At 69.7% G+C, this 26,263-nt stretch carries 20 protein-coding genes and 8 pseudogenes; 11 read left to right on the top strand and 17 right to left on the bottom strand.

Translation table 11 applies throughout. From position 1 onward, the window contains the following. Positions 1 to 633 precede the first annotated feature (633 nt). The 3 genes and pseudogenes from AC0699_RS36535 to AC0699_RS36545 form a co-directional block, all read right to left on the bottom strand. Positions 634 to 954: pseudogene (locus AC0699_RS36535) on the bottom strand (transposase); the annotation flags it as partial. Positions 955 to 1,119: 165 nt separating this feature from the next. Further along, positions 1,120 to 1,515 (bottom strand): SRPBCC family protein, encoded by a 396-nt coding sequence (locus AC0699_RS36540; protein ID WP_478669577.1) that lies wholly within the window; start codon positions 1,513 to 1,515, stop codon positions 1,120 to 1,122. A 5-nt stretch (positions 1,516 to 1,520) separates the two neighbouring features. Beyond that, positions 1,521 to 2,021 (bottom strand): annotated as a pseudogene (locus AC0699_RS36545) (CGNR zinc finger domain-containing protein). A 432-nt stretch (positions 2,022 to 2,453) separates the two neighbouring features. On the opposite strand from AC0699_RS36545, the gene AC0699_RS36550 reads away from it, so the two are divergent. Beyond that, positions 2,454 to 4,043 (top strand): hypothetical protein, encoded by a 1,590-nt coding sequence (locus AC0699_RS36550; protein WP_478669581.1) that lies wholly within the window; start codon positions 2,454 to 2,456, stop codon positions 4,041 to 4,043. 181 nt (positions 4,044 to 4,224) lie between these two features. Here AC0699_RS36550 and AC0699_RS36555 read toward each other — a convergent pair. Both AC0699_RS36555 and AC0699_RS36560 read right to left on the bottom strand, forming a co-directional pair. Next, positions 4,225 to 5,010: pseudogene (locus AC0699_RS36555) on the bottom strand (transposase family protein). 130 nt (positions 5,011 to 5,140) lie between these two features. Further along, the gene (locus AC0699_RS36560; RefSeq protein ID WP_478669584.1) at positions 5,141 to 5,575 is read right to left on the bottom strand and encodes a hypothetical protein; all 435 of its coding nucleotides are present in this window, start codon (positions 5,573 to 5,575) and stop codon (positions 5,141 to 5,143) included. A gap of 849 nt (positions 5,576 to 6,424) precedes the next feature. On the opposite strand from AC0699_RS36560, the gene AC0699_RS36565 reads away from it, so the two are divergent. After that, on the top strand, positions 6,425 to 6,985 hold the full coding sequence (locus tag AC0699_RS36565; RefSeq protein ID WP_478669588.1) for an RNA polymerase sigma factor: 561 nt from the start codon (positions 6,425 to 6,427) through the stop codon (positions 6,983 to 6,985). A gap of 232 nt (positions 6,986 to 7,217) precedes the next feature. Next, positions 7,218 to 8,066: an RNA polymerase sigma factor WhiG gene (gene whiG / locus AC0699_RS36570; RefSeq protein WP_478669642.1), complete on the top strand. Its 849-nt coding sequence runs from the start codon at positions 7,218 to 7,220 to the stop codon at positions 8,064 to 8,066. A 75-nt stretch (positions 8,067 to 8,141) separates the two neighbouring features. Here the strand turns inward: whiG and AC0699_RS36575 are convergent, their stop codons facing one another. The 3 genes from AC0699_RS36575 to AC0699_RS36585 form a co-directional block, all read right to left on the bottom strand. Next, positions 8,142 to 8,696: a hypothetical protein gene (locus tag AC0699_RS36575; RefSeq protein WP_478669592.1), complete on the bottom strand. Its 555-nt coding sequence runs from the start codon at positions 8,694 to 8,696 to the stop codon at positions 8,142 to 8,144. A gap of 490 nt (positions 8,697 to 9,186) precedes the next feature. Next, positions 9,187 to 9,723 (bottom strand): transposase, encoded by a 537-nt coding sequence (locus AC0699_RS36580; RefSeq protein ID WP_478669595.1) that lies wholly within the window; start codon positions 9,721 to 9,723, stop codon positions 9,187 to 9,189. A gap of 279 nt (positions 9,724 to 10,002) precedes the next feature. Next, positions 10,003 to 10,521, bottom strand: a complete 519-nt coding sequence (locus AC0699_RS36585) for a hypothetical protein (protein ID WP_478669598.1) — start codon at positions 10,519 to 10,521, stop codon at positions 10,003 to 10,005. Between the two features lie 2,417 nt (positions 10,522 to 12,938). On the opposite strand from AC0699_RS36585, the pseudogene AC0699_RS36590 reads away from it, so the two are divergent. From AC0699_RS36590 to AC0699_RS36605, 4 genes and pseudogenes are all read left to right on the top strand, one after another. Then, positions 12,939 to 13,414 (top strand): annotated as a pseudogene (locus tag AC0699_RS36590) (MarR family winged helix-turn-helix transcriptional regulator). Between the two features lie 177 nt (positions 13,415 to 13,591). Continuing rightward, positions 13,592 to 13,948, top strand: coding sequence for a hypothetical protein (locus AC0699_RS36595; protein WP_478669602.1), 357 nt, complete (start codon positions 13,592 to 13,594; stop codon positions 13,946 to 13,948). Beyond that, a complete protein-coding gene (locus AC0699_RS36600; protein ID WP_478669606.1) occupies positions 13,903 to 14,502 on the top strand; it encodes an EamA family transporter in 600 nt (199 codons plus the stop codon). Before AC0699_RS36595 ends, AC0699_RS36600 begins: the two co-directional genes overlap by 46 nt. Positions 14,503 to 14,652: 150 nt before the next feature. After that, a pseudogene (locus AC0699_RS36605) lies at positions 14,653 to 14,921 on the top strand (TNT domain-containing protein); the annotation flags it as partial. 182 nt (positions 14,922 to 15,103) lie between these two features. On the opposite strand, the gene AC0699_RS36610 reads toward AC0699_RS36605, so the two are convergent. Further along, positions 15,104 to 16,162, bottom strand: coding sequence for a saccharopine dehydrogenase family protein (locus tag AC0699_RS36610; RefSeq protein WP_478669610.1), 1,059 nt, complete (start codon positions 16,160 to 16,162; stop codon positions 15,104 to 15,106). A 62-nt stretch (positions 16,163 to 16,224) separates the two neighbouring features. On the opposite strand from AC0699_RS36610, the gene AC0699_RS36615 reads away from it, so the two are divergent. After that, entirely contained in the window at positions 16,225 to 16,851 is a 627-nt protein-coding gene (locus AC0699_RS36615) for a TetR/AcrR family transcriptional regulator (protein ID WP_478669614.1), read from the top strand. A gap of 3 nt (positions 16,852 to 16,854) precedes the next feature. Here the strand turns inward: AC0699_RS36615 and AC0699_RS36620 are convergent, their stop codons facing one another. The 8 genes from AC0699_RS36620 to sbnA form a co-directional block, all read right to left on the bottom strand. Next, positions 16,855 to 17,019 (bottom strand): hypothetical protein, encoded by a 165-nt coding sequence (locus tag AC0699_RS36620; RefSeq protein WP_478669616.1) that lies wholly within the window; start codon positions 17,017 to 17,019, stop codon positions 16,855 to 16,857. Positions 17,020 to 17,418: 399 nt separating this feature from the next. Beyond that, complete coding sequence (locus AC0699_RS36625; RefSeq protein ID WP_478669620.1) at positions 17,419 to 17,889, bottom strand: hypothetical protein; 471 nt, start codon at positions 17,887 to 17,889, stop codon at positions 17,419 to 17,421. 372 nt (positions 17,890 to 18,261) lie between these two features. Beyond that, positions 18,262 to 18,612, bottom strand: a complete 351-nt coding sequence (locus AC0699_RS36630) for a VOC family protein (protein ID WP_478669623.1) — start codon at positions 18,610 to 18,612, stop codon at positions 18,262 to 18,264. A 200-nt stretch (positions 18,613 to 18,812) separates the two neighbouring features. Then, positions 18,813 to 18,962 carry a hypothetical protein gene (locus tag AC0699_RS36635; RefSeq protein WP_478669625.1) on the bottom strand — a complete coding sequence of 50 codons (150 nt, stop codon included), beginning with the start codon at positions 18,960 to 18,962 and terminating at the stop codon, positions 18,813 to 18,815. Between the two features lie 165 nt (positions 18,963 to 19,127). Then, positions 19,128 to 20,135 (bottom strand): serine/threonine-protein kinase, encoded by a 1,008-nt coding sequence (locus tag AC0699_RS36640; protein WP_478669629.1) that lies wholly within the window; start codon positions 20,133 to 20,135, stop codon positions 19,128 to 19,130. Next, entirely contained in the window at positions 20,135 to 20,761 is a 627-nt protein-coding gene (locus AC0699_RS36645) for a hypothetical protein (RefSeq protein ID WP_478669632.1), read from the bottom strand. Before AC0699_RS36645 ends, AC0699_RS36640 begins: the two co-directional genes overlap by 1 nt. A gap of 158 nt (positions 20,762 to 20,919) precedes the next feature. Beyond that, entirely contained in the window at positions 20,920 to 21,951 is a 1,032-nt protein-coding gene (locus tag AC0699_RS36650; RefSeq protein ID WP_478669636.1) for a serine/threonine-protein kinase, read from the bottom strand. Between the two features lie 499 nt (positions 21,952 to 22,450). Next, on the bottom strand, positions 22,451 to 23,575 hold the full coding sequence (gene sbnA, locus AC0699_RS36655) for a 2,3-diaminopropionate biosynthesis protein SbnA (protein WP_478669639.1): 1,125 nt from the start codon (positions 23,573 to 23,575) through the stop codon (positions 22,451 to 22,453). Positions 23,576 to 24,620: 1,045 nt separating this feature from the next. Between sbnA and AC0699_RS36660 the strand changes: the two are divergent. The 3 pseudogenes from AC0699_RS36660 to AC0699_RS36670 all read left to right on the top strand — a co-directional run. Beyond that, positions 24,621 to 24,848 (top strand): annotated as a pseudogene (locus tag AC0699_RS36660) (acyl carrier protein); the annotation flags it as partial. 165 nt (positions 24,849 to 25,013) lie between these two features. Beyond that, positions 25,014 to 25,358: pseudogene (locus AC0699_RS36665) on the top strand (DapH/DapD/GlmU-related protein); the annotation flags it as partial. A gap of 37 nt (positions 25,359 to 25,395) precedes the next feature. After that, a pseudogene (locus AC0699_RS36670) lies at positions 25,396 to 26,263 on the top strand (non-ribosomal peptide synthetase); the annotation flags it as partial.

Genomic DNA, 26,263 nt, shown 5'->3' on the forward strand with positions numbered 1-26,263 from the left:
CGGCCACGGCGGTTATCGCCGCGGTGAGCTTGATCCTGCTCGCGCGCTTGTGAGTTGCCATGAAGAGGGGTCTCCTCGTCATCATTTGTGGGGGGGTTGGCTTCCGGAAGGAAAATCTCCGGTGGCTGTTTCGAAATCCTGACCAATTGATGTGCTCGCATCAAGACCTTCACACGGCTGCGGCTTGATCAATAGAAGTGCAGAGTGCGAAATCGGCCAGGCCTACACGTCGGCGTCCCGGTCGAACTTCCTTCACACACAGGGAACTTCAGTCAAGGAGATGCGTCCATTGGGGTAACTGCCGCGTAACCATGGAGAGTACGGGTACACGTGCGCGCGCACAGCGGGACACGGGAGAATCCTGGGCCTGTCCGACCGGAAGGAAGCGGAGGAGAGGAAGGAGCAGTTCTTCGCTTCGGGCAGGATCGGCCTGATCTGAAAGGGCTGGCGTCAGAAGGCGTCGACATCGGCCCGGGCGGTGTCTGCGGACCACCTTGTCTCGGGGCCTCGAAGGCCGTCACCGTCAAGGGGGCCCGGCTTGTGGACTGCGTCGCGAGCGAGGGCGAACTGATACGCGCTGAGCCCGTAGGGCGCAATCAGCGCCCGGAGTCTTGAGGGAGCGCAAGGCGGGAATCGTCGGGCGTGGTCACGGACATGGCAGCGCAGGAGTTCATGAATGACCTGGTGGGTTCCGTCGTCCCGCCAGGCGGCGAAGCGGTAATACGTCGCACTCTTCTGCGGAAGGCAGGTCCACTGGCAGCCGGTCCGCCCCTGGTGGAGGATCGCGTTCACGATCTCCCGCATGTCGCAGGCGCCCTGATGACCGCTGACCGAGCCGTGCCGGTCCTTCCACGCGGTGATCACCGGATCGGTCAACGACCACTGCTCGTCCGATAAGCCGCTGGGATACGGCTTCCGTTCACTCCCTCCGCCAACCCCTGCAGACCCCCGCACAGCGGCCCCGTGGATTCCCCCCACCCCACACCATCAGGCGACCGCAGAGCGACTCATGGACTCATGAACGACCCTCTCGGAACTCTCGCATCTGGGTCCTTTGTGAGAGCAGCTCGGCGTCTCGGGGCGCGCGAGGAGTCTGCGGCCAGGTATCGCGCGCCGACGTCACCGCCGGTCGAGGGCGGCAGCGACCTGGTCCATGACACGCTTCCAGTGCGCCCGCTGCTGTTCGCGTTCTTCGGCGCTCGCCAGGTGCTCCTGGTGGAAGCGGAGCGTTGTCCGGGCCCCGTCGGCGGCGGGGGCGAGGGCGACCTGGATCGTGGTGGTGCCGTGGGTGACGCGGATGCGGTCTGCTGGGCGGTAGCCGCGCACCTGGCCCGTCACTCCTGCGGCCGTCCGGTAGGGGGCGCCGCGTTCCGGGGTGAGGACTGTGCCGGGGCCGAGCCAGAGGGCGAGTCCTTCGGGGCTGCTGATGAAGTCCCAGACGACGGGCGCGGGGTGGGGCAGCGTGCGGGATACGCCGATCTGCCAGCCGGTGTCCTTGGTGAGTCCTGTGGGCATGGCGGTCATCCTTCCTCGGAGCGGCGGGCGCGCAGCGCGCTGACCTTGTGGCGGTTGCCGCAGTGCTCCATGGAGCATCAGCGGCGGCGGCCGGGGTGTGAGGTGTCGACGTAGACGAGGTGGCAGTCCTCGGCGGCGCAGGTGCGGATGCGGTGTGCGAAGGGACCGGTCAGCAGCTCGACGGTGTTCCGGGCGACGGTCGCCACCAGGTGCGTTCCGCTGAATGTTCCGGCCCACTGCCGCTTCCCGGCCGGGGTGATGGCGGGCGCCAGGGCCGGACGGCCGGCTGCCTCGTTGATGGCCTGCAGGTCGCCGGGCGGGTGCGGTTCGCCGCGTGTGTGGGCGATGGCCACTCGGAACAGCGTGTCGCGCAGCCTTCGCGCGTCGGCCCCTCGGATTCGGAGATCTCCAGTCAGCAGTTCCAGGCACGTTGCGCCGGGGTCGAACCGGCAGGCGACGCCGGTATGGGAGTGCAGCGTCACGCCCTTGGTTGCGGGCAGACCAATGTAACCAATATAACCGGTTACAAGGCGGATCGGCCACTCGTCGGCTGTATCCAGGTCATCCCATGTGCGCCCAGCCAGGCGGGCAAAAGGTCATGGTCACGTCCGGCAAGCGGGACCGAGCTCAAGGCGCCCCTGTTCCTTGTGCAAGTGAAGGGGTGGGGGAGTGGTCGTGCGGGGTCGCTGGCGTCGGCCGGCCCGAGGGCGGCCCGAGCGGAGTCGGGGCGAGAGACGAGGGAGACGGGGCATTGGGTGGGGCGGGGCAGCGGCCGTGGTCGGCTGTCGACGACATGGTGGGTCTGTGACCTGGTTCGCCTTGGTAGGCGTGCCTCGTGGATCCGTGCCCGACCACGTACACGGATGAGTCGATTCCCTCGGAAGACCGCAGGAAGGCGCCGGGCCTGGCAGACTGTGCGCCACCTGGGGGAGGTTGTCGTGCCGGATGAGCTGACCGTCCGCCGGATACTGGGGGACCAGCCATTCGCCGAGATCGGCCGGCCCGTGTGGGCGGTGACCGACGCGCGTCACGGCTGCGTCATCGCGGCCGGTGACCTCGGGCACGTCATGTGGCGCGGTACGGGCCACTGGCTCGGCCACCGGATCGGCGTGTACGAGGCCGGTACCCTCCGTCCGCGCCACGTCGTCGCCTCCCGCTACTCCGTATGTGCCATCGAGCCTCACCCCGAGCTGCCGCTCGTCGCCGTCGGCACCGGCCGCTACGACGGCTCGTGGGACTTTCAGGGACAGCTGCTCCTGCTGCACCTGGAGACCGGGCGCGTGACGAACCTGCTGAGCAAGAGCCGCCAAGCGCGCCACCTGCGCTGGCTGGAGGACGGCAGGCTCGCGATGCTGCTCTCCCCCGAGGACAAGGACGGCGGCTTTCGCAAGGGCTTCGAGCTGGCCGTCGCGGTGGACGACTGGCTGTCTGCTCCGGCCGGTCTGGTCGACCCCGACCACACACGCCATCCGATGGTCGAGAGCGGGCTCCTTTACGACCCGCGTGTGGAGGACACCCTCGCGCGGCTGACGGAGGGCCGGTGGCGGCGGCGGGCGGAGGTGCGGGACCTGGCGGTGCTGGCCGACGGCCGGGTGCTCGCCACCGGCTGGCACACGGACCTCGAATGCTGGGATCCGTCGGGCGCGCTGAGGTGGGCTCTTCCTGCGGACGGGGAGGGGAGTGTCCGGGTCGAGGCGGCCCCTGACGACGAGTCGGCGTGGGTGACGTACCGGGGCTACCGGCGCGACGAGGTGACGGGTCGCCCGGTTGACCGCGCGACCACTGTTCGGCGGATATCGACGGCGGACGGCGGTGCAGTGGACTGCGTGGACGTGCCGTCGGTCCCTGCACTGTGCGCCGCAGACGAAGGCTGGCTCGCTCTGCGCCCGCAAGGGCGCGACGCACACGCCGCGCTGCTGCTCGTCCCCACGCACCAGGAGGTGGCACGCATCGGCCTCGCCCCCAGCCGCTCCAACTCCCCGGCGCTGCGCGTCAGACACAGCGCCCGTCTGCTGTATGTGGACGGCCCCGGCCCGGACGACGACGCGCCGTGGATCCACGCGATCGATCCTCCAGGCGCCCACGGTCCCGCCACTGTGCGCGCCCTCTTCCCCTTGCTTTGGGACCCGGCGTCCGCATTCCAGCCCTGGTACGGCCCCGCCGTCGAGCTGACACACACCCTCGTCCACGCGGGCCGGTCGTACGAACAGGGCGCCACCTACGGGGAAGCCCGTGAGGGCACGTACGTCGTGAGCCGCCGGCTGCCGGACGGAGAGGCACGCTGGGTGTACGGCACCGACAAGCCGCTCGCCGATCTCGACGGCGACGAGCGGAGGGTGTACGTCGTATATCTCACCGGTGAGGTGGAGACCCTGGACACGGCGACGGGCGAGGTGCGAGCCCGGCACACCCTACGCGCGCACGGCCACGCGGTCACGCCGGTGTCCGCCGCGTACCAGGCGGAGCAACAGCGGCTGGTCGTGGGGACGGTGGACGGGCGGATCCTGGACTGCTCGGTCCCGGGTTGACCGGGTGGGTAGAAACCGCCCGCCACTACGATGTGCCAACTGCCGGCGGAGGTCTCCTCAAGAGGCTTCAACGGACGACCGAAGGGTGAGGGGGCTGGCTGGCTGCATCGGACGAGCCACCAGTCAGTACCCCTCCGCGCGGACACGATCCGCAGTACCCACTGTCGGCGAGGTTTCGCCATCATCGGGCTGAGCTGGCCAGATGGAGGGTGAGGGCGGCTTGGACGAGGGTGGTGATCCGGCGGGTCGAGCACCGAAGCTTCCGAAGGAGCCGCCAGGACTTGAGGGTGGCCACGGCCTGCTCGACGAGTGCGCGGATCTTCGCGTGGGACCGGTTCACGGCCTTCTGATCAGTGGAAAGGGTCTCCCACCGTCCCCAGCAGGGGGGTGCGGACCGTGCCGCCTGCGCCTCGATAGCCCTTGTCTCCCCAGCACTTGATGTCGGCTGGGGTGAGGGCGTCGATGATGTTGTGCTCGCGGGCGGCGCGGACATCGCGGACGGCCTCGGGCAGGGCCGGTGAGGCCCACAGCAGTCGACCGAAGGGGTCTGCGATGGCCTGCACATTCATCCCGTGCTTCTTGTGTTTGCCGGAGTAGCAGGGACGGTCCGCGGCAATGCGGTCGATGGGCAGCAGCGTCCCGTCCAGGAGGACGAACGCTTTCGTCGACGCGGCGCGGACGGCGCGTCGGCAAGGCTCGGAACGCGGGAGGCCAGGAGGTCGACTGCCTCGGTGACATAGCGGTAGGCAGTCGTGGTGCCGACGCCGAATCCGGCCGTGAGCTGGGCATAGGTGTGTCCCACCCGGAGATGGGCCAGCGCGAGCAGGGCCTGGCGGCCGGCGCTCAGGCGCCGCCAGCGGGAGCCGATCGCATGGCGGTGCTGGCGCAGTTGCTGGGTGAGGAAGCGAAGGGCAGAGCTGGACACGTCGATGCCCGACGGGTACTGACTTCGGCTCGTTGGGGTGATCTTTCTCGAAGTCCCTGATCGGCTTGGTGTGTTGTCTGTATTCGGCCGCGAGGTCGGGCCGGGACTCGCCCCTGCGGGCGCTGATGCTGTCATTGCTGCGGAAGGAGCCGTGGCGTGGCCGGCGAGGATGTCATGCCGAGGACAAGGTCTCCTTTGGCCGGTAGTGGTCGGCGATCATCTGCAGCACGTCGCGGGGGCCGTAGCCGATCGGCCACTTCGGGTCACCGTTCGGCAGGCCCCGCAGCGCCGTGTCCCGCATGGCCTGCGTTGCTGCGGCCTTCGCTTCGGTGACCCGGTGCCGGCCCTCCTCGCCGTCGTCGGCATCGGCCAGGACTGCGACGAGTTCCTGTTCCCAGGCGTGGACTCTGCCCCAGGCGATCATTTCGCCCTGAGCCGACCGCATGTTCTGCATGCCGACCAGCTGCCCGCCCTGATTTTCGGTCAACGGCCTGTCTGCCGAGACCCGCTCGACGTCTGACTGCGCTGCAGCCAGAGCCAGTTGCGTATCGGCGGCCGGGTCGGGGATGAACTCGTGCGGCGCCTCGGTACTGCGCGGTTCTTTCATTCGGTGATCGTGTCGATCTCTCATTTTCGACCGCCGGGACGGCGACGAGGGCTCGGCACGCTCCGCACGCGAGTGCAGGACCCGGGTGAGCACCTGCCGCAGTGTTGCCGGGGTTGCCGGTTCGGTGTTCGGGCTTGTCTGCGGCGAGAGTTCTTGCGGGTTGACGTAGCAGTTGTGCGCTTCGGCGTGGCTCGTCGGGCGAGTGTGGGTGCTTTGTGGTGTTGCGGTGCGTGGCGCCGGTGAAGTGCGGGGTGTGGCCCTGCCGGGGCCGGTGGATGTGTTGTGTGACGGGGCGGTGTGGCGTCTGTGGCGCACTGCGTGATGCCGGGGTGTGCCCGGGCGGCGTCGGTGTACAGATCATCGCCGGCGGCCGATGCCGGCGGTGATGCTTGCGCTGTCGTCGGGGACCGCGTGGTGGGGGTGGGTTGAGCGGGAGGGCGTGGTTGGTCTGAAGCTGTGAACGCGCACGGCATGGCAGGTATCGGACTGGCGTTCTGGTCATCGCTCGATTGGGTTGCTGGTCGTGTTCCTGGTGTGCCGACTACGCGTTTTTGGGGCCGTTCCCCTCTTACAGAGTGTCGGGGCTCGCCGACATGTGGCAGCGACGAAAGGGGAGAACCTGCAGTGCTCACAGTCTGGGGGTGGGTGTTCGCGGCCGGTGTGAGTGCCGCAGCCGGGATCGCATCACGCACGTATGCCTACTGGGTCCGCGAGGCGGCGCGTCGCAAGACGCTGAAGGTCGTGCTGCATCAGTTGTCCTCCAGTGGAGGTTCCGTTGAGGTTTCGGACGAGGACGGAGCCTATTGGGCCGCGAGGCGTCCCGGCAGTGAGCAGGAATGAATGCCCGGAGTGCTTCTCGAGGAGGAATTCGATGCGGTGTACCGAAGGTGGTATCAGCCGCTGCTCGCTCGTGCCTCCATGGTGTGTGGAGCCCTGCGTACTCTGGCGTTCGATGCTGTCCAAGAGACGTTCATTCAATGCTGGCGCCGGATGAACAATCCGGATGCTGTCCCCGTGCGGAGCTGGGGGCCCTGGCTTACCAAGACTGTGGTCCGCGAAGCGATCAGAGTATGCGATCGCCATCCTGGCGCGGTGCCCCTCGACGACGCCGATCATCCCACGCAGGGCCCGGACATGGCCGCATTGATGGATGTGAAGGAGGGCTTCCATCAGGTATGCGCAGCTATCGCGCAGCTGCCGCTTCGTCAACGCGAGGTGATGGCGCTCTACTATTTGGCCGATCTTTCCACCACTGAGGTTGCTGCCACTTTGGAGATCGATCCCTCAACTGTGCGGGTGCATCTGACTCTGGCACGTCGAAAATTGGAGCCTGTGTCGGTCAAACTGAAGCAGTTGGGTCTGCTCGACAGAGTCGAGGGGGTGAGCAGCAGTGACGAAGCCTCAGCATGAACAAACCGATCACACCCCGCTGACCGAGCCCGACCCGCTCCGGGACATGCTGCGCGCGACCGAGACAGCGCTGAGCCAGGCGGTCACACCAGAGGAAGCGGAAGCATCCCTGACTCAGCTGAAGGAGCGGCTCAGGCGTGAGGCGACACCTTCTGCGGTTCTTGCGGTTCGCAGGAGCGCTCAGGCGACAATCGGCGCGTCTGCTCAAAGCCACGCACGGCAGTCAGCACGAATTGCGGTCGGTGACGACACCACGCTCGACGCACAGCTTCCCGTATCCGTGCGACCCGCTGCCGGCGGCGGCGTGGGGCCGCCCGCGCCCTCGTCGCTCGAAGAGTTGTGGCGGTCGTACAAGGCCACGGGTGACGGACGGTTGCGGGAGCAGCTGATCCTGCACTACTCGCCACTGGTGAAGTACGTCGCGGGCCGGGTGAGCGTCGGTCTGCCGTCCAACGTCGAGCAGGCGGACTTCGTCTCCTGCGGGGTCTTCGGCCTCATCGACGCCATCGAGAGGTTCGACATCGAGCGGTCCATCACGTTCGAGACCTATGCGATCACCCGCATCCGGGGCGCCATGATCGACGAACTGCGGGCCCTGGACTGGATCCCCCGCTCCGTGCGCCAGAAGGCGCGCGCCGTCGAGCGCGCCTACGCCACGCTGGAGGCCCAGCTGCGGCGCACCCCCTCCGAGGGCGAGGTCGCCTCGGAAATGGGTATCTCGCTCGAGGAACTCCACTCCGTTTTCAGCCAGTTGTCCCTGGCGAACGTCGTGGCCCTGGAAGAGCTGCTGCACGTGGGCGGCGAGGGCGGCGACCGGCTCAGCCTGATGGACACACTGGAGGACACCGCTGCCGACAACCCCGTCGAAGTCGCCGAGGACCGTGAGCTGCGCCGCCTCCTCGCCCGCGCCATCAACACGCTCCCCGACCGCGAGAAGACGGTCGTCACGCTCTACTACTACGAGGGCCTCACCCTCGCCGAGATCGGCAACGTCCTCGGCGTTGCCGAGAGCAGAGTCAGCCAGATCCACACCAAGTCGGTGCTGAAGCTGAGGGCAAAGCTGGCAGACGTAGGCCGGTGAGTTGAGGAGATTGGGGTGGCTGGTTGCCGCGGCTGCTTCGACGTAGTTGGTGGCCCCGTGTTGGTGGTTGGTGTGTCAGTTGGTGCTGTTGGTGCCGCCGGTTCCGCCGTTGCCGCCGGTGGCGCTGGTTTCGCAGCCGAGGCCGATGCAGATGCCGCCGGTGCCGCCGGTGCCGCCGTCGCCGGGGTCGTCGAGGCCGAGGATGTCGTCGCCGCCGGTTCCGCCGGTGCCGCCGTTGGCGCTTGAGTTGCAGATGCCGGCGCAGATTCCGCCGTCGCCGCCGTCGCCGCCGTTTTCGCCGGGGTTGCCGGTGGTGCCGGTTCCGCCGTTGGCGCTGCCGTCGCAGAGTCCGGCGCAGATTCCGCCGCCCGTGCCGTCGGTGCCGTTGACGGTTCCGTCGCAGTTGCCGGCGCAGACCTGGTCGCCGATCTGGATGTTGTCGTCGCTGACGTCGATGTCGTCGAGGAGTGCGCCGTCGCTTTCGGCGGGGTGCTGGAGGGGGGTGTGGCTGATGGTGGTGGCGGTTTGGGGTGCGGGTGCTGCGGTGGCGGCGGTTGTCATGGCGCCTGCGCCGATGAGGGTGGCCGAGAGGGTGAGAGCGAGACGGTATTTCCAGGAGTTCATGCGCATGGAGTTCTCTCTTTCCGGAAGGCGGTCTTGGTGGCGCGGTTTTGGTGGCGCGGTTTTGGTGGCGCGGTTTGGTGGCGTGGTTTTTGGTCGTGTGTGTTTTGTGTTTTGCCCCGTGCGTGATGCGGGGGAAAGTTAGGGGGTGTGGGGTTGGTGTCCCTTTATCCATTAGGCGGGATCGGGGGCTGGGTGTCATGCCCCGGGGTTTCGGTACTTGACAGGCTCCTCAGGTGCCAGTAGAGGCGCGGCTGGTGCTTTCGGAGTGTGGGTTTCCGGGACGGTTTTCGGGGCCTTTGCTGAGGGGGTGGCATGTCGTGGTGTTCGGGTGGGGTGGGGTGTGCCGCGGGGGCGGGGGAGTGGCTGTGCCGGGGGGCCGCGTGTGGTGTGGGGGCCCGGGCGGCCGGTTGGCTGGTTGGCTGCCTGGGCCCCTTTTGGTTGTGGCTGGGGGTGGGTCTGTTCGGTTGTGGGGTTCGGCTTGTTGGTGGGGTGGGGGTTAGGGGCGGAAGGGGAAGTTGTCGAGGAAGCCGAGGTCGAAGTCGGTTCCGAGGAGTTCGGAGAAGTCGCCGTCGAGGAATTGCTTCTTCCAGGTGTCGACTTCCTTTTCGGTGATCTTGTATTTCTTGGCGACTTCCTTGGTGGTGGTGTCTTCGGAGATCAGGGCGATGACGATGCGTATCTTGTCGATCCCGGTGAGGTCTTCCTTGGATTTGTCGGGCAGGTCGCCGAGCTGGAAGCAGCCGGACTGGCCGGGCTGGCCGGGCTGGCCGGGTTCGCCGGGTTCGCCTCCCTTGCCGCCTTCTCCGCCTTCGCCTCCCTTGCCGCCTTCGCCGCCCTTGGCGCAGTCGGTGAGCTGGGCGAGGAGGTCGCCGGTGTCGTCGTCACCGGCGCTGGCGCTGGCGCTGGCGCTGGTGGTGTGGGTGGTGAGTGCCGGGGCGCTCTGGAAGGCCTGTGCGGCGCCTGCGGTGCCGGAGGCGAGGGCGAGGGAGGCTACCGCCAGGATGAGGGGGCGCTGCCAGAGGCTTCTGGGCATGGGGGTGCTCCGTTTCGGTGACAAAGAGGGGGTGTGTGCGGGTGCTGTGCCCGGACGCCGTTTGTGGCGGCCGGGCTGCTTGTGGAGGCCTGTAGCGGGCCGGGTTGTTTGTCGGGGCCGGGCTGCTCGCGGTGACCTGGGGGATGGGGGCTGGGGGGTGGGGGTGGGGTGGAGGCCGGGTGGTTTCCACCCCACCGGGGTGGGCCGGGTGGTGGCCCGGGTGGTTTCCACCCGCCGGGTGGTGGGCCGGGTGGTGGTCTGGGCTACCGCGGGGGTGGGTTAGAAGAAGCTGAAGCCTCCGTCGCCGCCGTCGCCGCCGGGTCCGGCGTCGCCGAAGATGCTGTCGCCGCCGCCTCCGCCTTGGCCGCCGTCGCCGGCGTCGCCGAAGAAGCTGTCGCCGCCGCCTCCGCCGTCGCCGCCTGCTCCGCCGTCGCCGAAGATGCTCTCGCCGCCGCCTCCGCCGCCGCCTCCGCCGCCGCCGGCGCCGAAGATGCTGCTGCCGCCGTCGCCGCCGTCGCCGCCGGGTCCGGCGTCGCCGAAGACGCTGCCGCCGCCGGAGCCGCCGGAGCCGCCGCCGCCACCGGAACCGAAGACGCTGTCGCCGCCGGCGCCGCCGGCACCGCCGGCACCGCCGTCGGCGACGAACGCGGTCGCGGCCGCGGGCTGGGCGGTGACGGTCGCGGCGGATGCGGGGAGGGCCACGGCCCCGGAGAGCACTGCGGTCGATGCGAAGATCATCGCGAGGCGGAAGCGCCGGTGGGGCCGGGCCTGGTGGTGAGGGTGAATGTTGCGGGTCATGGATTTTCTCCTTCTGCAGGGTTTGCTGACATTCCCCGGAAATTTCGGGGGACAGCCGGCGGGGCCGGCTCTTTTTGCCGCCGGCCCGCCGTGCCGGGATATCTGGCGGTTCGGCGAGGAGGGGAAATTCTTGTGCGAGGGGAATTTCCTTGTCTTGCCGTGCTGCCTCGTCTCGTTTCCGGTGAGGCCCGCACTTCAAGTAGGCCCGGCGGGCAGCGTGTGGTCATGTTCCGAGGACTCGGGACTTGACCAAGCCGCGAGGTGTCGGGTATAAGCCGGCTGAAGACCCTGCCGGGGCGGTCTGCGGCCACCCCCCCCGCGCCCCTGCGCGCCCCAGCGCCTGCGTGCGAGCCGGGCGGGTACCGGGGGCCACCCCTGCTCGCCCCTGTGCGTCCCGGCTGGGCCGGGGCAGCCCGCCGCCCTGCAGCCTGGGGCCGCGCACAGTCACCCCGGCTGCGCCGGCTGCCCGCTGTCGTCCGCCGTCTGGGGCCCACGTCGGGCGGCGGGGGCGCACACTTCTCCTGGGCAGCCCGCCGCCTGCCGCCCCGTCTGCCGCCCCAGGCAGCCTGTCGCCGCCTACCGCCTACCGCCTGCCGCCTGCTGCTCTGTCGCGCGGGGCCGTGCGCGGTCACCCTGGCTGCCCCGGTGGCCCGCCGTGCTGCCCCTGCCGCCTGGGGCCGCGCGCAGTCACCCCGGCGGCCTGTCGCCCCTGCCGTGCGGGACTGTGCGCAGTTATCCCCTGGGCGGCCCGCCGCCTACCGCTGCACAGCGGCCCGGGACGGTGCACCTTCACCCTGGGCAGCGGGTCGCCTGCCGCTCTGCCGCCTGGGGCCGTGCGCAGTGACCCCGGCTGCCCCGGCGGCTCGCCGCCTGCTGCCGTGCCGTCCGCTGTCTGGGGTCCGGGCCGGGCGCCGGTTGCATGACTGCTGCGGGATGCGGCGGGCGGGGTTTGTTGGCCGGTGTTTGTGCCGGTGTCCGGGTCTGCGCGGGGGAGTGTCTTTTGCTGGGTGGCGGTGCGCCGGGCTGTGGTGGCTGCTCTCCGGTGTCCATGGGTGCTGGTTTCTTGGTGGTTGGTGGCTGCAGGGGGGTGTGTGTCATGCCGTCGTGACGCCTGGGGGTGATCGGGTGTGCTGGTCGGGCTGCCGGGGCAGGGGCGCCGGTGTGTCTGTGTGCAGGGTCTGGGTGCCGTCTCGGCCTGTTTCGTGGAGGTGGCGGGGTCCGTCCGTCCGCTGCCGGCCGGGCGCCGGGTTGCTGCTGATCGGTCTGGTGGGGCACGGGGTGGGTGGCGGGCCGGCGGGCTTTGGTTGCATGCGGGGCTCACCTGCCGGTGTGCTTGCTGTGGCCGTGAGGGCTGTGGGTGTCACCGGTGCGGAGTTGGCCGCGCACGGCCTGGGCGGCTCGGTGGCCGTCGTGCTGAGGAGGATCTCCCAGAATTCCGGGCGCTTCTCCTGCCTGGCTGGTTGCGGTTTGGGGCAGTGGCCGGGGTGCGGCCGGTCAGGCCAGGAACTGTGACAGCAGGCGGTTGAGTTCGGTCGGATGCTCGGTCGGCAGGCAGTGGTGGGAGGCGCCCGGCAGGGTGGCGTTCGGCAGGAGCCGGCTCGCGCCGGGGTGACGTGCCGCACGTCGTGTGCCCGGCTGTGCCCGGCCAGCAGTACCAGGGTCGGGACGGTACAGGCCTGCAGGTCCTGCGTCCTGGGTCGTCGCATCGCGACGACCTTCGAGCGCCGGACGGAGGCGGTCTGTCCAGGAAGTCTCGCCACAAGGGGTTTTGGGGAGCGTTTTGGCTCTCCGCGCGGAAGAGGGCGCGTTGGCGCCCCGCGGTGCGCCGCAGCAGCATGGGCACCGCGGGCAGCAGGTAGCGGGGGCTCATACCGGCGATGCAGTTGGTGGGATCGAGCAGGGCGAGCCTGCTGACCCGGTGGGGTGCGTGCAGCGCGTAGTTCAGCGCGATCCAGGCTCCCAAGGAGTGGCCGCACGGCTGGGCTGTGTCGAGCCCCGGCGTCTCGTGGAGCGCGTCCAGCCATGGCATCAGGTCTGCGGTGCCGCGTAGCGGGGCCCCGTGGTGGATGCGGCGTTGGATGTCGCCCATCAGGTCGACCGCTACACCTGGTGAGTGCGGCTGAGGGCCTCGATGGTGGCGAACCATACCGCCGAGGTGCCGCCGGGCAGTAAAAGGAGCGCCGGTGGCGTCCTTTGGGCCGCTGAGACGGACCCGTGTGGTGCCGTAGGCGCAGGGCACATCGATGCTTCGGGTATCGGCAGGCCACTGTCGCAGCACGGCGTCGTACGCCGCGTGGAAGGCCGCTTCGCCGTCCATGACTCCTCGATGAAACCATTCGGCCATCGATTCTCTCGGCCATCGACTCTTTCGGCCATCGACTCTTTCGGCCATCGAGGCAATGGCGTGGAGGGAATTCATGGACGATCAGGCCTTCCCTGTCCAGCTGGTCCGTCTGCTGCGGGCCGTCACGGTCGAACTCGATCTCTTCGGCGCGGAGTTCGCCGACATCAACGGGCTGCATCCCCCGGATGTGCGCGCACTGCTCCGCCTGCTGGAGGCCGACCGGGCGGGCCTCACCGCCGCACCAGGTCGGCTCGGCAGCAAGCCGGGCTGAACTCGGCCTCCACCGGCGCCCTGATCGACCGACTGGAGCGGCTCGGTCTTGTCGGCCGCGAGCGGGACACCCACGACCGCCGCCGGGTCCTGTTGGTGGTGGACAGGGCCGTGGCCATGGGCTTCTCGTTCTTCGGACCGCTGATCAACAACATGGTCGTGGCTATGCGTTCCTTCGAGGATGCGGAGCTGGCCACGGTTGGGCGCTTCCTGGTGGAGATGCGCGACGTCGTTGCCGCAGGGCGACAGGTCCAGCAGGAGCAAGCCACCGGTCGGTGAACCCGGCTGAACCCGATGGCGCGGGGGGGGGAGGGGGAGAGAGAGCAGGCGAGCAGGTTCGAGGCGAAGCCGCCCCTCGTGCACTTGGGGCACCTCATGAGCACCACCTGGCATCGCGCCTGGGGGTCTGAGGAAAACCATGTGCCGTGCGGTGCCCGGGTCGTTGAGAATCCACGCGTGGCCACCATGAACTCCGACAGGACCAGGCGCGGCCCGTTGTCCCGGTCCTCCCCGGCCGCGCCGGGCGGGCGTAGCTTCGGCGCGATCCCGCCACCGGCGCTGGTGGTGCTCGGCATCGTCAGCGTTCAGGTGGGCTCGGCATCGGCCAAGCATCTGTTCGGCGCAGTGGGCAGCTTCGGGACCGTCGCGTTGCGGCTGTTGTTCGCGGCGGCGGTGCTGATGCTGTGGTGGCGGCCGTCCCTGCGCATGAATCGTCGCACGTGGACAGTGGTGCTCAGCTACGGCGTGATTCTCGGCCTGATGAACCTGTGCTCTACCTGGCGCTGGCCCGGATCCCGCTGGGGATCGCGGTGACCATCGAGTTCCTCGGGCCGCTGACGGTGGCCCTGGCCGCCTCGAGGCGATGGCTGGATGCGTGGTGGTCCGTGCTCGCGGCAGGTGGTGTTCTCCTGCTGATGGAGCAACGCGGCGACCTCAACCTTGCCGGTTTCCTGTTCGCCCTCGCCGCAGGAACGTGCTGGGGCCTGTACATCCTGGTCGGCGCGGCGCTGGGCCGCCACACCACGCAAGGCAATGGTCTGGCTCTGGGCATGGCCGTCGCGGCACTGGTGGCTGTGCCGTTCGGCGTGGCCGACAGCCAGACGGCACTGATTCAGCCGTGGGTCCTGGTTACGGGGCTCGGCGTGGCACTGCTGTCGTCGGTGATCCCGTACTCGCTGGATCTGGAAGCACTGCGCACGATCCCACCGCACGTGTTGCGCATCCTGATGAGCCTGGAACCCGCAATGGCGGCCCTCATCGGCCTCATCGTGCTTGGGGAGCCGCTGCACTTCTCGCAGTGGATCGCGGTGCTGTGCGTGGTGGCCGCATCGGCGGGCGCCGCACGCGGCACCCGCCCTGACGCCTGATGGCCGACAACGCAAGGAGCGGTCATCTCACCGGGTACCGAACATGCTGCCGGGATCCGGCTCAACGAGGTACGAGGTACGAGGTACGAGGGACGCTGCGCTCCTCATCCTCGCCGCACCAGCAGCCCCCGCCAAAGCGGCCCGGCCTGCCTCGCCCCGGCCGGCGGCCCGTACGCCAAGCGTGCGCTGACCTGGCAGAACCTCAACACCCGGGATGCGGCCTTCCCGTGCGACTACCACCTGTACGAGGTGACCCGGTCGTTCGTGGTCCGGGAGGGCTCCGTCGCCCCCTGGTCGAGCAGCCGGGCGGTGGCCGTCAGATCACGCTGGATGCGGCCTTCCTCGCCCCGGGCGAGGGCGAGCGCCGAAGCGTCATGTGGCTGCTCGGGCACGGCTATCGGGTCCGCGTGTCCGCGTGAGCCAGAGGCAGACGCTCGAGCGGGCACTTCGCCAGGCCGAAGTGCCCGCCGAGCACTACGGGGAACCGGCGACATGCGCTGATCGGCGTCGTCGGGAGGCCAGCACAGGATGTTTCCCGCGAAGGATGTGATCGTTTCCCACACCCCAGGCGGGCCTGTCTCGCATCGGGTCGCACCTGGCTTCAGATCGGGTCGGGGTCGTCCTCCTTCTCACCAGAGAGAGAGCGGAGGACGACGCCGTACTCCGCCAGTGATTCGGGCAGCGAGGCCAGGGCGGACAGTTGCTCGATGTGGTGGACCCCGGCGGGCTGGGCGCCGGTGAGCAGTTCTCGGGTGACGTACGCCGCGACCAGTGCGGTGACATGGCTCTGTGCCCGTCCGGTCAGCACGTATGCGGCATGGCGGTCGCCGCGCCAGGCGTCGGCCCGCACGGCGAAACCGTCGTCACCCACGTGCACCCGGCTGAAGACGCTGATCAGGGCCCGCCGTACGTGCGGGCGGCGGGCTGCCCGCAGCAGCCGGGAGCGCCGCAGCGCGAAGAGGGCGGCGTTCAGCGGACGCGAGTTCAGGCAAAGGCGGGTGGTCACCCGGGGCACTCCCAGCGTGCTGGGCAGCGTGTGCTGGTCGGAGAACGGAAACGGGTACGCCGTGCGCGTCCCGTAGCCGGGCAGCTCGGTCCGCTTCGGACCGGCCGCCGGTGGTTCGGCCAGGCCCTCGACCGTCCAGCGGACCGCGTCGACCCCGTGCCGCTCACCCGCTCCCAGCAGCACGGTCAGGTCGATGCGTTCCGCGCCGTGGACGGCTTCGTGTGCCCGCCGGGCGAGGAGGTTGGTCAGGCCGGGGGCGACCCCGACGCTGATCACAGCCGTGGCACCGGCGCCGACGGCAAGGTCGTGCAGATCCGCAACACGGTCGAGCAGCCTTGGGGTGGCGCCGATGTCGACCACGTGAATGCCGCGTTCGAGACAGGCACGTGCGATGCCCGCGTCGGGTGGCTCCACGCACAGCACCACAGCAGCCAGGTCACCCAGATTCTCCAGGGTCCGCCGGAAGCCGGCCAAGTCGCCGACGTCAACCCGCACGCCGCCGAGACGACGGGCCTTTGCCTCGCCGCGCCCTGCGACCACCACCCGGCCGGGAAGCCAGCCGTTGAGCGTCGTAGTCACCACGGAACCGACAGCGCCGTAGCCACCGATCACCAGGACGCGCCCACCGGAGTCACCGAATTTCACTGTAGTCATACTCCAATGAATTACACTGTAGTCTCACTACAGTCAAAGAGTCGCGACAGTGAGGAGTGCCCGTGACCGCAGCCCTGACCCGCGCGGAGAAGGCCCGCCGCACACGGCAGCGGATGCTCGACTCCGCCGCCCGGCTCTTCGTCGAGAAGGGGTGGGCCGGCACGACGGTCGATGACATCGCCCGCGCGGCGGAAGTCGGCGTGCAGACGGTCTACTTCACCTTCGGCAACAAACGGGCACTGCTGAAGGAGCTGCTGGACACCGCCGTGGCCGGCGACTCCGACCCTGTTGCCACGCTGGACCGCCCCTGGGCCCGCGAGGTCATGGACGAGCCCGCCCCCGCCGCACAGCTCACCCTCCAGGCTGCCGGCGCCCGCCGCGTACTGGAGCGTGCCGCGCCGATCCTCGAGGTCGTACGAGGGGCAGCCACCGCGGATCCGGAGCTTGCCGAGCTGTGGCGGATCAACCACGAGCAGCGGTACGCCGTCCAGCTCCGTTTCGCAAAAGCCCTGACGTCGAAGACGGGCGAGCGCCTACGGGAGGGCCACGACACCGCATCGGCCGCCGACATCGCGGTGACCGTGCTCAGCCCGGAGACCTACGGTCTGCTCGTCACCCGCCGCGGCTGGTCTCCAGCGCGCTGGGAGCGGTGGGCTGCCGACGCGCTCGTTCGCCAGCTCCTTCCCTGAGCCTCAGCCGACGCGGTCCTCGCCTTCGAAGAAGAGCTGGCAGGCAGGTGACAGGTACGACAGCCACCCGGCGCAACGGCGGACAAGCCACGCGGCGTCCGCAATCGTGCTGCCCCAGGTGCTCCATCTGCTGCGGGCCGCGGTCGAGGGCGGGAGCTGGTCGGACACCGTCAGTGCCTACGCCCCCCGGCCTGGATCACCCACCGACCCGTTGAGGACCGGCTTCAGCCGCGGCAGACGAAGATCGACCAAGCACATCAGAGCCAACGTCGTGACGAATGCCACGATGTGGGCCCTTTCACGTAGAAGCGCCTGGAAGTACATCCGAGTCAGGCCCGACTGTCCTTGGACAGCGAATCCAGTCGTCCGCTGAGCGCTGACCTGCGGCGACCAACTTGATTGGCAAAAGGCCCCGTGAGCTGCCCCTAAGGCATGCCTGATGGGTCGCGGATCTAGGCGGGCGTCATCGAAGTGGTGCGGCAATGACGTACCGGTGCTCTTCGAAGCTCCACCGCCTGCGCCGCGCTTCCTGCTCGGTCCGCTGGCGCAAGTGCGCTGAACAGCGGGTCAGCTGGCTCCTGCTGCCTCCGCCATGAGGCGGGCCCGCTTCTCGGCACGCGGTTCGGCCTTCCAGCCAGGCAGGAACGCCGACAGCCGCGGGTCGCTTTCGATTTCCTGTTGGGTGAGCCGCATGCCTTCGTCGATGAGCGCGTCCCACTTCTCCGCGGCGAACTCGACGCGGCAGGGCAGATCTTTGATGATCTTCTCGTCCAGGGTCAAGTAGTTCGACGCACACCCCCTGGCCCCACGGGCCGTAGGCACGTAGGCGTCGGCGCCAGCCTGGTCGGGAAGTAGGGAGATGAGGACTGCGTCCCCGTCTTCGGCGATCCTTCGGGCCGCCTTGTCGGCTGCCGAGATCTCTGACTTGGAGGGATCTCGCTCCAGCATCTCGATCAGGGTACTGCGGATGCTCACCGTCTCCCGGCTGGCCAGCGCAGTCTGCAGGGCCTGGCGGAAGGTCTCGGTCATCGATGCCATGACCGCGATTGTCGCGACTGGCTGGCCCGAGGCCGTGCGCTCGAGGGCGGCTCCCGGCGTGTGTCCCCCCGTACGGCAGATACGTACGGGACGTCGTCGCCGACTGATTGCTCTGAGTAGGTGTAGCGAAGGTGGACGTGGACCGGATTCGGGAGGCGCTCGTCCGAGGCCAGAGTCGATGTGCACGAGAACGGAAGGCACCTGGCATCGGTCCCGCCAGCCGGGGGATAGGGGCTTCAGCTCGTCACCGACCCATCGGACAGGCACGAGCCACCAATGCCGAGTCGGTCGCTACGCCTTGACCTGCAACGACTGAGTTCGTTGACACACCATCTGAGCGTCGTGCCATGGGCCGAGTTGAGTGCTGCGGGGTCACAGGCCGTGGGCGATGGGATGCAGCGGTTCGTACAGCGGAAGTTCGGCGCCACTGGGGAGCCGGATCGCAGTCAGTTTGCCCCAGCGTTGTTCGCTGACCGGGCGGGTGATCTCAACGCCCTTGGCGTGGAACTCGTCGAGCTGGGAATCAAGGTCGTCGCACATCAGGTAGAACTCGTGCTGGGGCGGGCCATCGGTCGGGTGCACGGCGACTTCGGCCGGGGGCAGCTTGAAGATGAGCCAGCCGCCGCCCGCGTCGACGCCGGGAAAGTCGAGGGTGTCACGGATGAAGGCACGGTCCGCCTCGGCGTCCGGGCTGTAGAGGATGACATGCGCACCGCTGATCATGGCTAGCTCCGGTCCATCGACGTGCTGGCGGTCGTGTCCCCGGCATCCTGGCACCCCCAGGTTAAGAAGATCTTCGACTGGGTTCGATGACACGGCCACTGACTTGAATGTCAACGGACACCGATGGGCACAACTCAACGAGAAACGGGTCCTCACCTGGACTTTCGTCTCTGGCGAGAACCCGTTTCGTCGGTTTCTCACTACGGGATCGGGGGCGTCTGCGAACCCGCCCCCACCGCGCCCGGCTTCGTCCGTCTGCGCGCGCGGCCGGGCGGCGGCCGGGAGACGGGGTGGTGTTCGAGCGGGGCGTGTACGAGCCGGTCGCCGAGCAGGTACGCAGGCCGGGGCATGCCCCCACCTGCGTACCCTGCTCGGCGTCTGATCAGCAGCCGCAACAGGTCCCGTGACCACGGGCGGAGGTTCAAGAACACCTCCGCAGGACGCGGGCCGGGCTCGCGGGCACACGGGCAGGCACCGGACGCCGGCCATCGCGTTCATGACCGACCGGACAGGGCCTAGCTGGGTGGCTGGCGGAAGACGGGCCGGGCCCAGGGCGGTGGTTCGGGTGGTGGGCCAAGGTGCCCGGTGGCGGCTTGGGGGTGGTCGATGCGGGTGGGCGGGTGGCTGGTCTTGCCGGTGTGGTCTTCGGTGGCGCGCAGGGCGGCGACGAACTCGAGGCAGGAGCTGTAGCGGTCGTCGGGGACTTTGGAGAGGGCTTTGGCCAGGACGTCGTCGAGTGCGGGAGTGATCCCGGGCCGCTTCTCGGTCAGGGCGGGCGGCTGGTCGTACTGGTGCGCCCACAGCAGCGCCATGTCTTCCTCGCGCTGGAAGGGGGGTTTGCCGGTGAGGGTTTCGTAGACGACGCAGGCCAGGCTGTAGAGGTCGCAGCGGCCGTCGACCGGGCGGCCGGAGATCTGTTCGGGGGCGACGTAGTCGAGGGTGCCGACGAACTCGCCGACGGTGGTGAATCCGGTGAGGGACAGGGACTTCTTGGTCAGTCCGAAGTCGGTGAGGTAGACGTGTTCGGGGTGGTCGACGTCGGTGCCTTTGGCGACGAGGATGTTGCCGGGTTTGACGTCGCGGTGGACGAGGTCGTGGTCGTGGGCGGCGTCGAGTGCGGAGGCGACCTGGGCGGCGATGCGGATGGCGGTGTGGACGGGCAGGGGGCCGTCGCGGTCGAGCAGGGCCCGCAGGTCGAGCCCGGATACGTAGCGCATGGCGATGTAGAGGACGCCGTCGGTTTCGCCGGCTTCGAAGATCGGCACGATGTGGGGGTGGTCGATGGCGGCGGCCACGCGTGATTCGTGGGTGAAGCGGCGGCGGAAGGTGTCGTTGCGGGCGAGTTCGGGGGCGAGGAGTTTGAGCGCGACGGTGCGGTCCAGGCGCAGGTCCTTGGCGCAGTAGACGACGGCCATGCCGCCCCGGCCGATCTCACGCTCGATGCGGTAGCCGGCGATCTGCGCGCCGATCAGGCCGGAGGGCCGCCCCGCATACAGACTCATGTCGTTCGATGCCTGCTCCATCAGGCACCCCCGCCACCGGTTTGCCGGCGCGGCGAGGACCTGGGACGGTGCCCCGCACAGGCGCCCGCACGGGCCAGTGCACGGGTGGGCTCGTCGTGGCCCGGATCCCGGGTGTGCCGCCCGCAGCCCGGTGGTGAGCCGGCGGCGTACGGAGGCCCGGCCGGTGCAAGGTCACCGGCCTCACATCCAGGCCGCCCCGCCGGTACCGGGGTCCTGCCGCTGCTGTCCGGACCGCAGCCCCTGCCCCAGCCCCTGCCCCAGCCCGTGCCCGTGTCTGTGTCCGTGTCCGTGTCCGGGGTGCGGCAGCCGGTGATGCTGCCCTCTGCGGCGCCGGGCGCACGGGCGCGGCGCCCGCTGGCGCAGGGGCCCATCGCGTGGCTCTCGACCATGGCCGTCCGGCTCCCGGCAGCGGCTCTGGCGCGCAGGACCGGATGGGGTGGGATGCGGGTGTGGTCGGTGACGATGCCGCTGGACGGGCCGGATCCGGCGTGGTGGTACCGGCTCGGACTCATCACCGCGAAGCCGGTGCCGCAGCCGCCGGGACCGGGGCCGGGACCGGAGGTGGGGCTGGGGCTGGTTTCGGGGACGAGTTCGGGCGTGGCCGGCGCGAGGGGCCGCTCTCCCATGCCTGAATTCTATGCTTGCTCCAGATCGGTGTCCGCCGCTGGTGGGGGCCTGTTCGCTCGCGCCCCACTCGGCTCGTGGCCACTCCGGCGTTCGCCGGGTGGCTTGTGCGGCAGGCGTATCGGGTCCAGACGGCCGGAAAGACAGAGGGCGGTTCAGGTCACCGAGACGCCGGCGGGTGGGTGGCCAGTGGCCGGCGGAAGACGGGCCGGGCCCAGGGCGGCGGCTCGGGTGGCGGCCCGGGGTACGGGGGAGCGGGGGTGGGACGCAGGTCGATGCGGGTGGGCGGATGGTTGCCGTTGTGGTGTTCGGCGGCGCGCAGGGCGGCGACGAACTCGAGGCAGGAGCTGTAGCGGTCGTCGGGGACTTTGGCGAGGGCTTTGGCCAGGACGTCGTCGAGTGCGGGGGTGATCCCGGGCCGTTTCTCGGTCAGGGCGGGCGGCTGGTCGAACTGGTGCGCCCAGGGCAGGGCGATGTCTTCCTCGCGCTGGAAGGGAGGGGTGCCGGTGAGGGTTTCGTAGACGACGCAGGCCAGGCTGTAGAGGTCGCAGCGGCCGTCGACCGGGCGGCGGGAGAACTGTTCGGGGGCCGAGTAGTCGACGGTGCCGACGAACTCGCCGACGCTGGTGAATCCGGTGAGGGACAGGGACTTCTTCGTCACCCCGAAGTCGGTGAGGTAGACGTGTTCGGGGTGGTCGACGTCGGTGCCCTTGGCGACGAGGATGTTGCCGGGTTTGACATCGCGGTGAACGAGGTCGTGGTCGTGGGCGGCGTCGAGTGCGGAGGCGACCTGGGCGGCGATGCGGATGGCGGCGTGCACGGGCAGGGGGCCGTCGCGGTCGAGCAGGGCCCGCAGGTCGAGCCCGGACACGTAGCGCATGGCGATGTAGAGGACGCCGTCGGTTTCGCCGGCTTCGAAGATCGGCACGATGTGGGGGTGCTCGATCGCGGCGGCCACCCGTGATTCGTGGATGAAGCGGCGCCGGAAGGTGTCGTTGCGGGCGTTTTGGGGGGCGAGGAGTTTGAGCGCGACGGTGCGGTCCAGGCGCAGGTCCTTGGCGCAGTAGACGACGGCCATGCCGCCCCGGCCGATCTCACGCTCCACCCGGTAGCCCGCGATCTGCGCGCCGATCAGACCGGAGGGCCGCCCCCCGTACGGGCTCAGGCTCATGTCGTTGGACGCCTGTTCCATCAGGCACCCCCCTCACCGGGCCGCCGGTGCGGCCGGCGCGGCCGGTGAGGTGTTGTGGCGCCCCGGCGTGCTGCGGCCCGGGCGCATCCGCATCCTGGGCGTGGTGCCGGGCGTGGCCCGCCTCCCGCCGGGACCGGAGCCCGAAGCACCCGGTGGCTGTCCGTGTCCGTGTCCGTGTCCGTGCTGCTGGGCGGGCCGGTCTTCTCCCCGCGGCCAAAGGGCCCGCCCGGCGTGGCCAGGGTGCCCGCCGGTGTGTGCGGGCCAGGTGCCCGGCGTGTGCGTGCGGTGTCGCCCGGCCCCGCAAGGGCGCGGGCCAGGCGGCCACGGGCGCCGGTGGGCCCGGCGCCCGCGGCGTCGCCCATCCAGTGGGGGATGACGTCGCCGGGGCCCGCGGCGGTGGTCGTCGTTCCCGCCAGGGTGGTCGTCGTGGCTGAGGGGGTGGTCATGTCGTCCTCGGTGAACAGGTCGCGTGTGGCATCCCGTGCTGCTGCCCGGGCGGTCACCGCGCGTTCGAACAGTTCCTGCGGGGCCGGCCGGAGGGCCGCGGCGGTGGCGTGGGCCAGGCCGTCGAAGACGGGGAGGCCTGTGCCGGCACCGGCACCGGTGCCGGGCTCGCGGTCGGGGCGGGAGCCGGGTCCGGGTCCGGGGCCGGGGCCGGGGCGGGGGCCGGGGAGTCGAGGACGTCCTCGCCGTAGAGGTCTTGCACCCAGTTGGTCTGGTAGATGGTCTCCAGATACCGCTCACCCAGGTCCGGGGCGATGGCCACCGCGGTGAGCTGCTGTTCCTCCTTGCCGGCCAGCCAGTTCATCGCGCCGCTGACCACCGTGCCGGTGGAACCCCCGAACAGGAACCCGCGCCGGGCCAGCCGGTGACAGGTGCGGATGGCGTCGGCCTCCGGCACGTGCACCACCTCGTCCACCAGGGACGCATCCAGCATCGGCGGACGCACGCTGGTGCCCAGGCCGGGGATCATCCGCCGGCCCGGGGTGTCCCCGAAGGTCACCGAGCCCTCGGTGTCGATCGCCACGATGCGCACCGGCCGGTGCCACCGGCGGAAGTAGCGTGCGCAGCCCATCAGGGTCCCGGTGGTGCCGGCCCCGACGAACAGCACATCCAGGTCGGGGAACTGCCGGGCGATGGCCGGGCCGGTCCTGCGGTAGTGGGCCATGCCGTTGTGGGGGTTGGTGTACTGGTTGAGCCACACATAGCGGTCGTCCAAGGCGCACAGCGCGCGGACGTGGTCGATGCGCGCGCCGAGGAAACCGGAGCCGGCGGCGGCCTCGGTGATGACGTGGACCTTTGCGCCCAGGGCCTCCATGAGCAGCCGGGTGGACAGGTTGCAGCGGGAGTCGGTCACGCACAGGAACTGGTAGCCCTTGCTGGCTGCGATCATGCTCAGGGCCACGCCCAGGTTCCCCGAGGAGGACTCGACCAGGACCGAGTCCGGCTTCAGCAGGCCGTCGCGTTCGGCGGCCTCGACCATCTCGGTGGCGGCTTTGAGTTTGATCGAGCCAGCGAAGTTGAAGCCCTCGCATTTGAGGAACAACGAGTGCCCGAAAATCGCCTCTAGGTCAACGAAAAGCTCGTCTTCGTTGAAGTCCTGGGGGACGGATATGACAGGCATGGTCGCCTCCTCGTCTGCGGCAGAGCGCTCTGTGCCGCTCATCCGTACCGGAGCGGCTCATGGAAGAAAGGGAAGAAATCGAAGGCGAGAGCAACTCGCCGGAACACATCCAGTACGCCCGGCCGGAGCAGCCCTGTCATGCCACCGGAATTCGGGGCTTGACAGCCATCGTGAACGTGGTTAGAGGAACGTCGCCGTGGCCGGAACGGGGCTGTATCGAATGCCCGGGACCGGATGTATCCGCAGCCTCCAGCCGCCGCCCCCTGGCTGCGCCCCCGCCCCCCGGCTGCCGCCCCAGCCCCTGGCTGCTGCCCCCGCCCCCGCCCCGGCCATAGCCCCAGGCACAGCCGTAGCCGGGCCTGCAGCCGCCTGCGTGGCCCGGGCCCGCAGGTCCGCAGAGGTCTACCGGTGGTCTACCGGCGGTCCTCAGTGGTCTGCGGCTGGTCTGCGGGTGGTCTGCGGGTGGTGTGCCGTGCCGGTGGTCTGCGGCCGGTGCGCCTCGGTCGCCCGGCCCGGCCGGCCGGTGTCCGGCGGGTCACGGCTGTGCGGATGCGGCGGCTGCCTGCTGCGCGGCCCTGAGCCCTGGCGGCGTACACGAAACGCCGGGAAGTAACGGGCAGTAAATACGGGCGGAGTCCGCCTGCGGCGGCTAATTACCAGGACCGGTTTGCTGCGTCAAGTTCCGAGATCCAGGGGCAGGACACAGCAGAACCCCCTCGGGCCTACTGGAGAGGCGTTCGGCACGAAAAACACGGCGGCATCGAGAGATACCACCACGCCGGCGCGGTCGAGTTCGAATGGCAACCCGACGGTGGACTGCACAGACTGCAGGTGGACGACACATGTTTTTGTTGCTTGGCGACCAGAAAAGGGCTCATGACCCCGTGGCTTCCCCATCGCTTGCTCCCGCCGTCGCGTCAGCGACGCGAGGACGCCGGGCGGCGGCCCGGCCGGCCGGCACCGGCCGGCACCTACCGGGAGAGCTCACGTGCTAGGGAAAACCATCGAGGCCACTGTGGCCGCTCCGGCCGGCACTCATGCCGTCATGGACAGCGGGCACGAAGGCGCGGTGGCCCATACCGCAGGGCCCCTGGCTGAGGTGCCGGCCGGCGTCGTGCGCGCCGAGCAGGTGCCGCTGGACGGTCACTTCTTCCATGACCCGGGTGCCGACTCCCTGGTGATGGCCCAGTTCTGCGCCCGGGTCAGGAAGCGCGATGACCTGCCCACGGTGTCGATGAAGGACATCTACCGGCACTCCACGATCCAGAGCCTGGCGACCGCGCTCGTCGGCGCCGCGCCCATCCCCGCCCAGCCGTCGGCACCGTCGCCCCACCAGTGGCCGAACGAGCCAACGGCGCCGTCGCCGGACCGGGTGCCGGTGCCCTCGCCGTACGAGTCGCCGAACGAGCCGGCGGTGCCGGCCGGCACGCGTCACCTCTTTCTGGTCGAGCGCACCCCCGTCACCATCGGCGACGACTGCACGCTCAACGTGGGCAGTGTGGTCCCGTGCCACGCGCAGGAGGACGGCACCTTCACGTCCGACCGCACCACCATCGAAGCGGGCGTGACCCTCGGGGTCGGCGCGTTCGTCCACTACGGGGTGACCATCGGCGACGGCGTACAGCTCGCCTGTGACTCCTTCCTCATGAAGGGCGCGGAAGTTCCCCCGAACGCGCGGTGGGGAGGAAACCCGGCCCGGGAAATACGGGACAACAAGGCCCACCTGACGGCCCGCCATGCCGGCAACGACCACGACACCGCCGTCCCGGCACGCGGCAACTGAGCCGCAGCACCACCCCACGAACGTGAGGAAAGACACGATGGACATGTATGTCGACGCGGGCCGGGAGTTCTGGCGCGATGTTCTTCTCGCCGGTGGTTTCACCGCGATCCCGCGGTGGACGCACGATCCGGTGCCGGGCATGGCCCAGTACGAGGCGACGGCGCCCGACGGCATCGCGCAGGCGGTCGACCGGCTGGCGAAGGAGCTGGCGGTGCCGCTGGGTTCGGTGGTGCTGGCCGCGCATGCCAGGGTGCTCGCGGCGCTGTCCGGCGAGGACGAGGTCACCACCGGTTACGTGCCCGCAGCGGGCGGGCGGCCGTTGCCGTGCCGGCTGGTGAGCGGGGCCGGCTCGTGGGCGGCGTCGGTGCTGGATGCTCATCGCGCCGTGTCCGAGCTGGTCGCGCACAGCGCCTTCCCCGTGGAGGAACTGCGGCAGGAGCTGGGGCAGAGCGGGCCGTTGTTCGAGACCGAGTTCGATCCGGGTGTTGCCGGCGCAGCCGCAGGCGCAGGCGGCGGTGGTGAGCTGGCCGAGGGGACTGTGCTGCGGGTGGGGTTCGTGCGGGTCGCGGGCGCCTGGGTGCTGCGGCTGCGCTATCGCACCGATGTCCTCGATGCCGAGGCGGCCGCCAGGGTCGCGGGCTACCACCTGGCCGCGCTGACGTGGATGACGGACGGTCCGGATGCCGCGATCGGTGGCCGGAGTCTGCTGTCGGCCGAGGAACATGACTTCCAGGTGCACGGGCTGGCGGGGCGGCGGCGGGAACTGCCCGGCCGGCGGGTGCATGAGCTGTTCGAGGAGCGGGTGCGGGTGCATCCGGACGCGGTCGCGGCCGTGCACGGCGGGCGGCAGCTCACCTACGGGGAGCTGAATGCGCGGGCGAACCGGCTGGCCCGGGCCCTGCTGG

This window comes from Streptomyces sp. NPDC043870 (genome assembly GCF_056435785.1).

What these genes read in the sequence shown, in the direction of transcription:
- AC0699_RS36575 (WP_478669592.1), bottom strand. Translation starts at nt 8,696, where the DNA reads ATGCGCATGAACTCCTGGAAATACCGTCTCGCTCTCACCCTCTCGGCC.
- AC0699_RS36580 (WP_478669595.1), bottom strand. Translation starts at nt 9,723, where the DNA reads ATGCCCAGAAGCCTCTGGCAGCGCCCCCTCATCCTGGCGGTAGCCTCC.
- AC0699_RS36625 (WP_478669620.1), bottom strand. Translation starts at nt 17,889, where the DNA reads ATGGCATCGATGACCGAGACCTTCCGCCAGGCCCTGCAGACTGCGCTG.
- AC0699_RS36560 (WP_478669584.1), bottom strand. Translation starts at nt 5,575, where the DNA reads ATGAAAGAACCGCGCAGTACCGAGGCGCCGCACGAGTTCATCCCCGAC.
- sbnA (WP_478669639.1), bottom strand. Translation starts at nt 23,575, where the DNA reads ATGCCTGTCATATCCGTCCCCCAGGACTTCAACGAAGACGAGCTTTTC.
- AC0699_RS36645 (WP_478669632.1), bottom strand. Translation starts at nt 20,761, where the DNA reads ATGGGAGAGCGGCCCCTCGCGCCGGCCACGCCCGAACTCGTCCCCGAA.
- AC0699_RS36585 (WP_478669598.1), bottom strand. Translation starts at nt 10,521, where the DNA reads ATGACCCGCAACATTCACCCTCACCACCAGGCCCGGCCCCACCGGCGC.
- AC0699_RS36635 (WP_478669625.1), bottom strand. Translation starts at nt 18,962, where the DNA reads ATGCCCCGGCCTGCGTACCTGCTCGGCGACCGGCTCGTACACGCCCCG.
- AC0699_RS36630 (WP_478669623.1), bottom strand. Translation starts at nt 18,612, where the DNA reads ATGATCAGCGGTGCGCATGTCATCCTCTACAGCCCGGACGCCGAGGCG.
- AC0699_RS36640 (WP_478669629.1), bottom strand. Translation starts at nt 20,135, where the DNA reads ATGGAGCAGGCATCGAACGACATGAGTCTGTATGCGGGGCGGCCCTCC.
- AC0699_RS36650 (WP_478669636.1), bottom strand. Translation starts at nt 21,951, where the DNA reads ATGGAACAGGCGTCCAACGACATGAGCCTGAGCCCGTACGGGGGGCGG.
- AC0699_RS36540 (WP_478669577.1), bottom strand. Translation starts at nt 1,515, where the DNA reads ATGCCCACAGGACTCACCAAGGACACCGGCTGGCAGATCGGCGTATCC.
- AC0699_RS36610 (WP_478669610.1), bottom strand. Translation starts at nt 16,162, where the DNA reads ATGACTACAGTGAAATTCGGTGACTCCGGTGGGCGCGTCCTGGTGATC.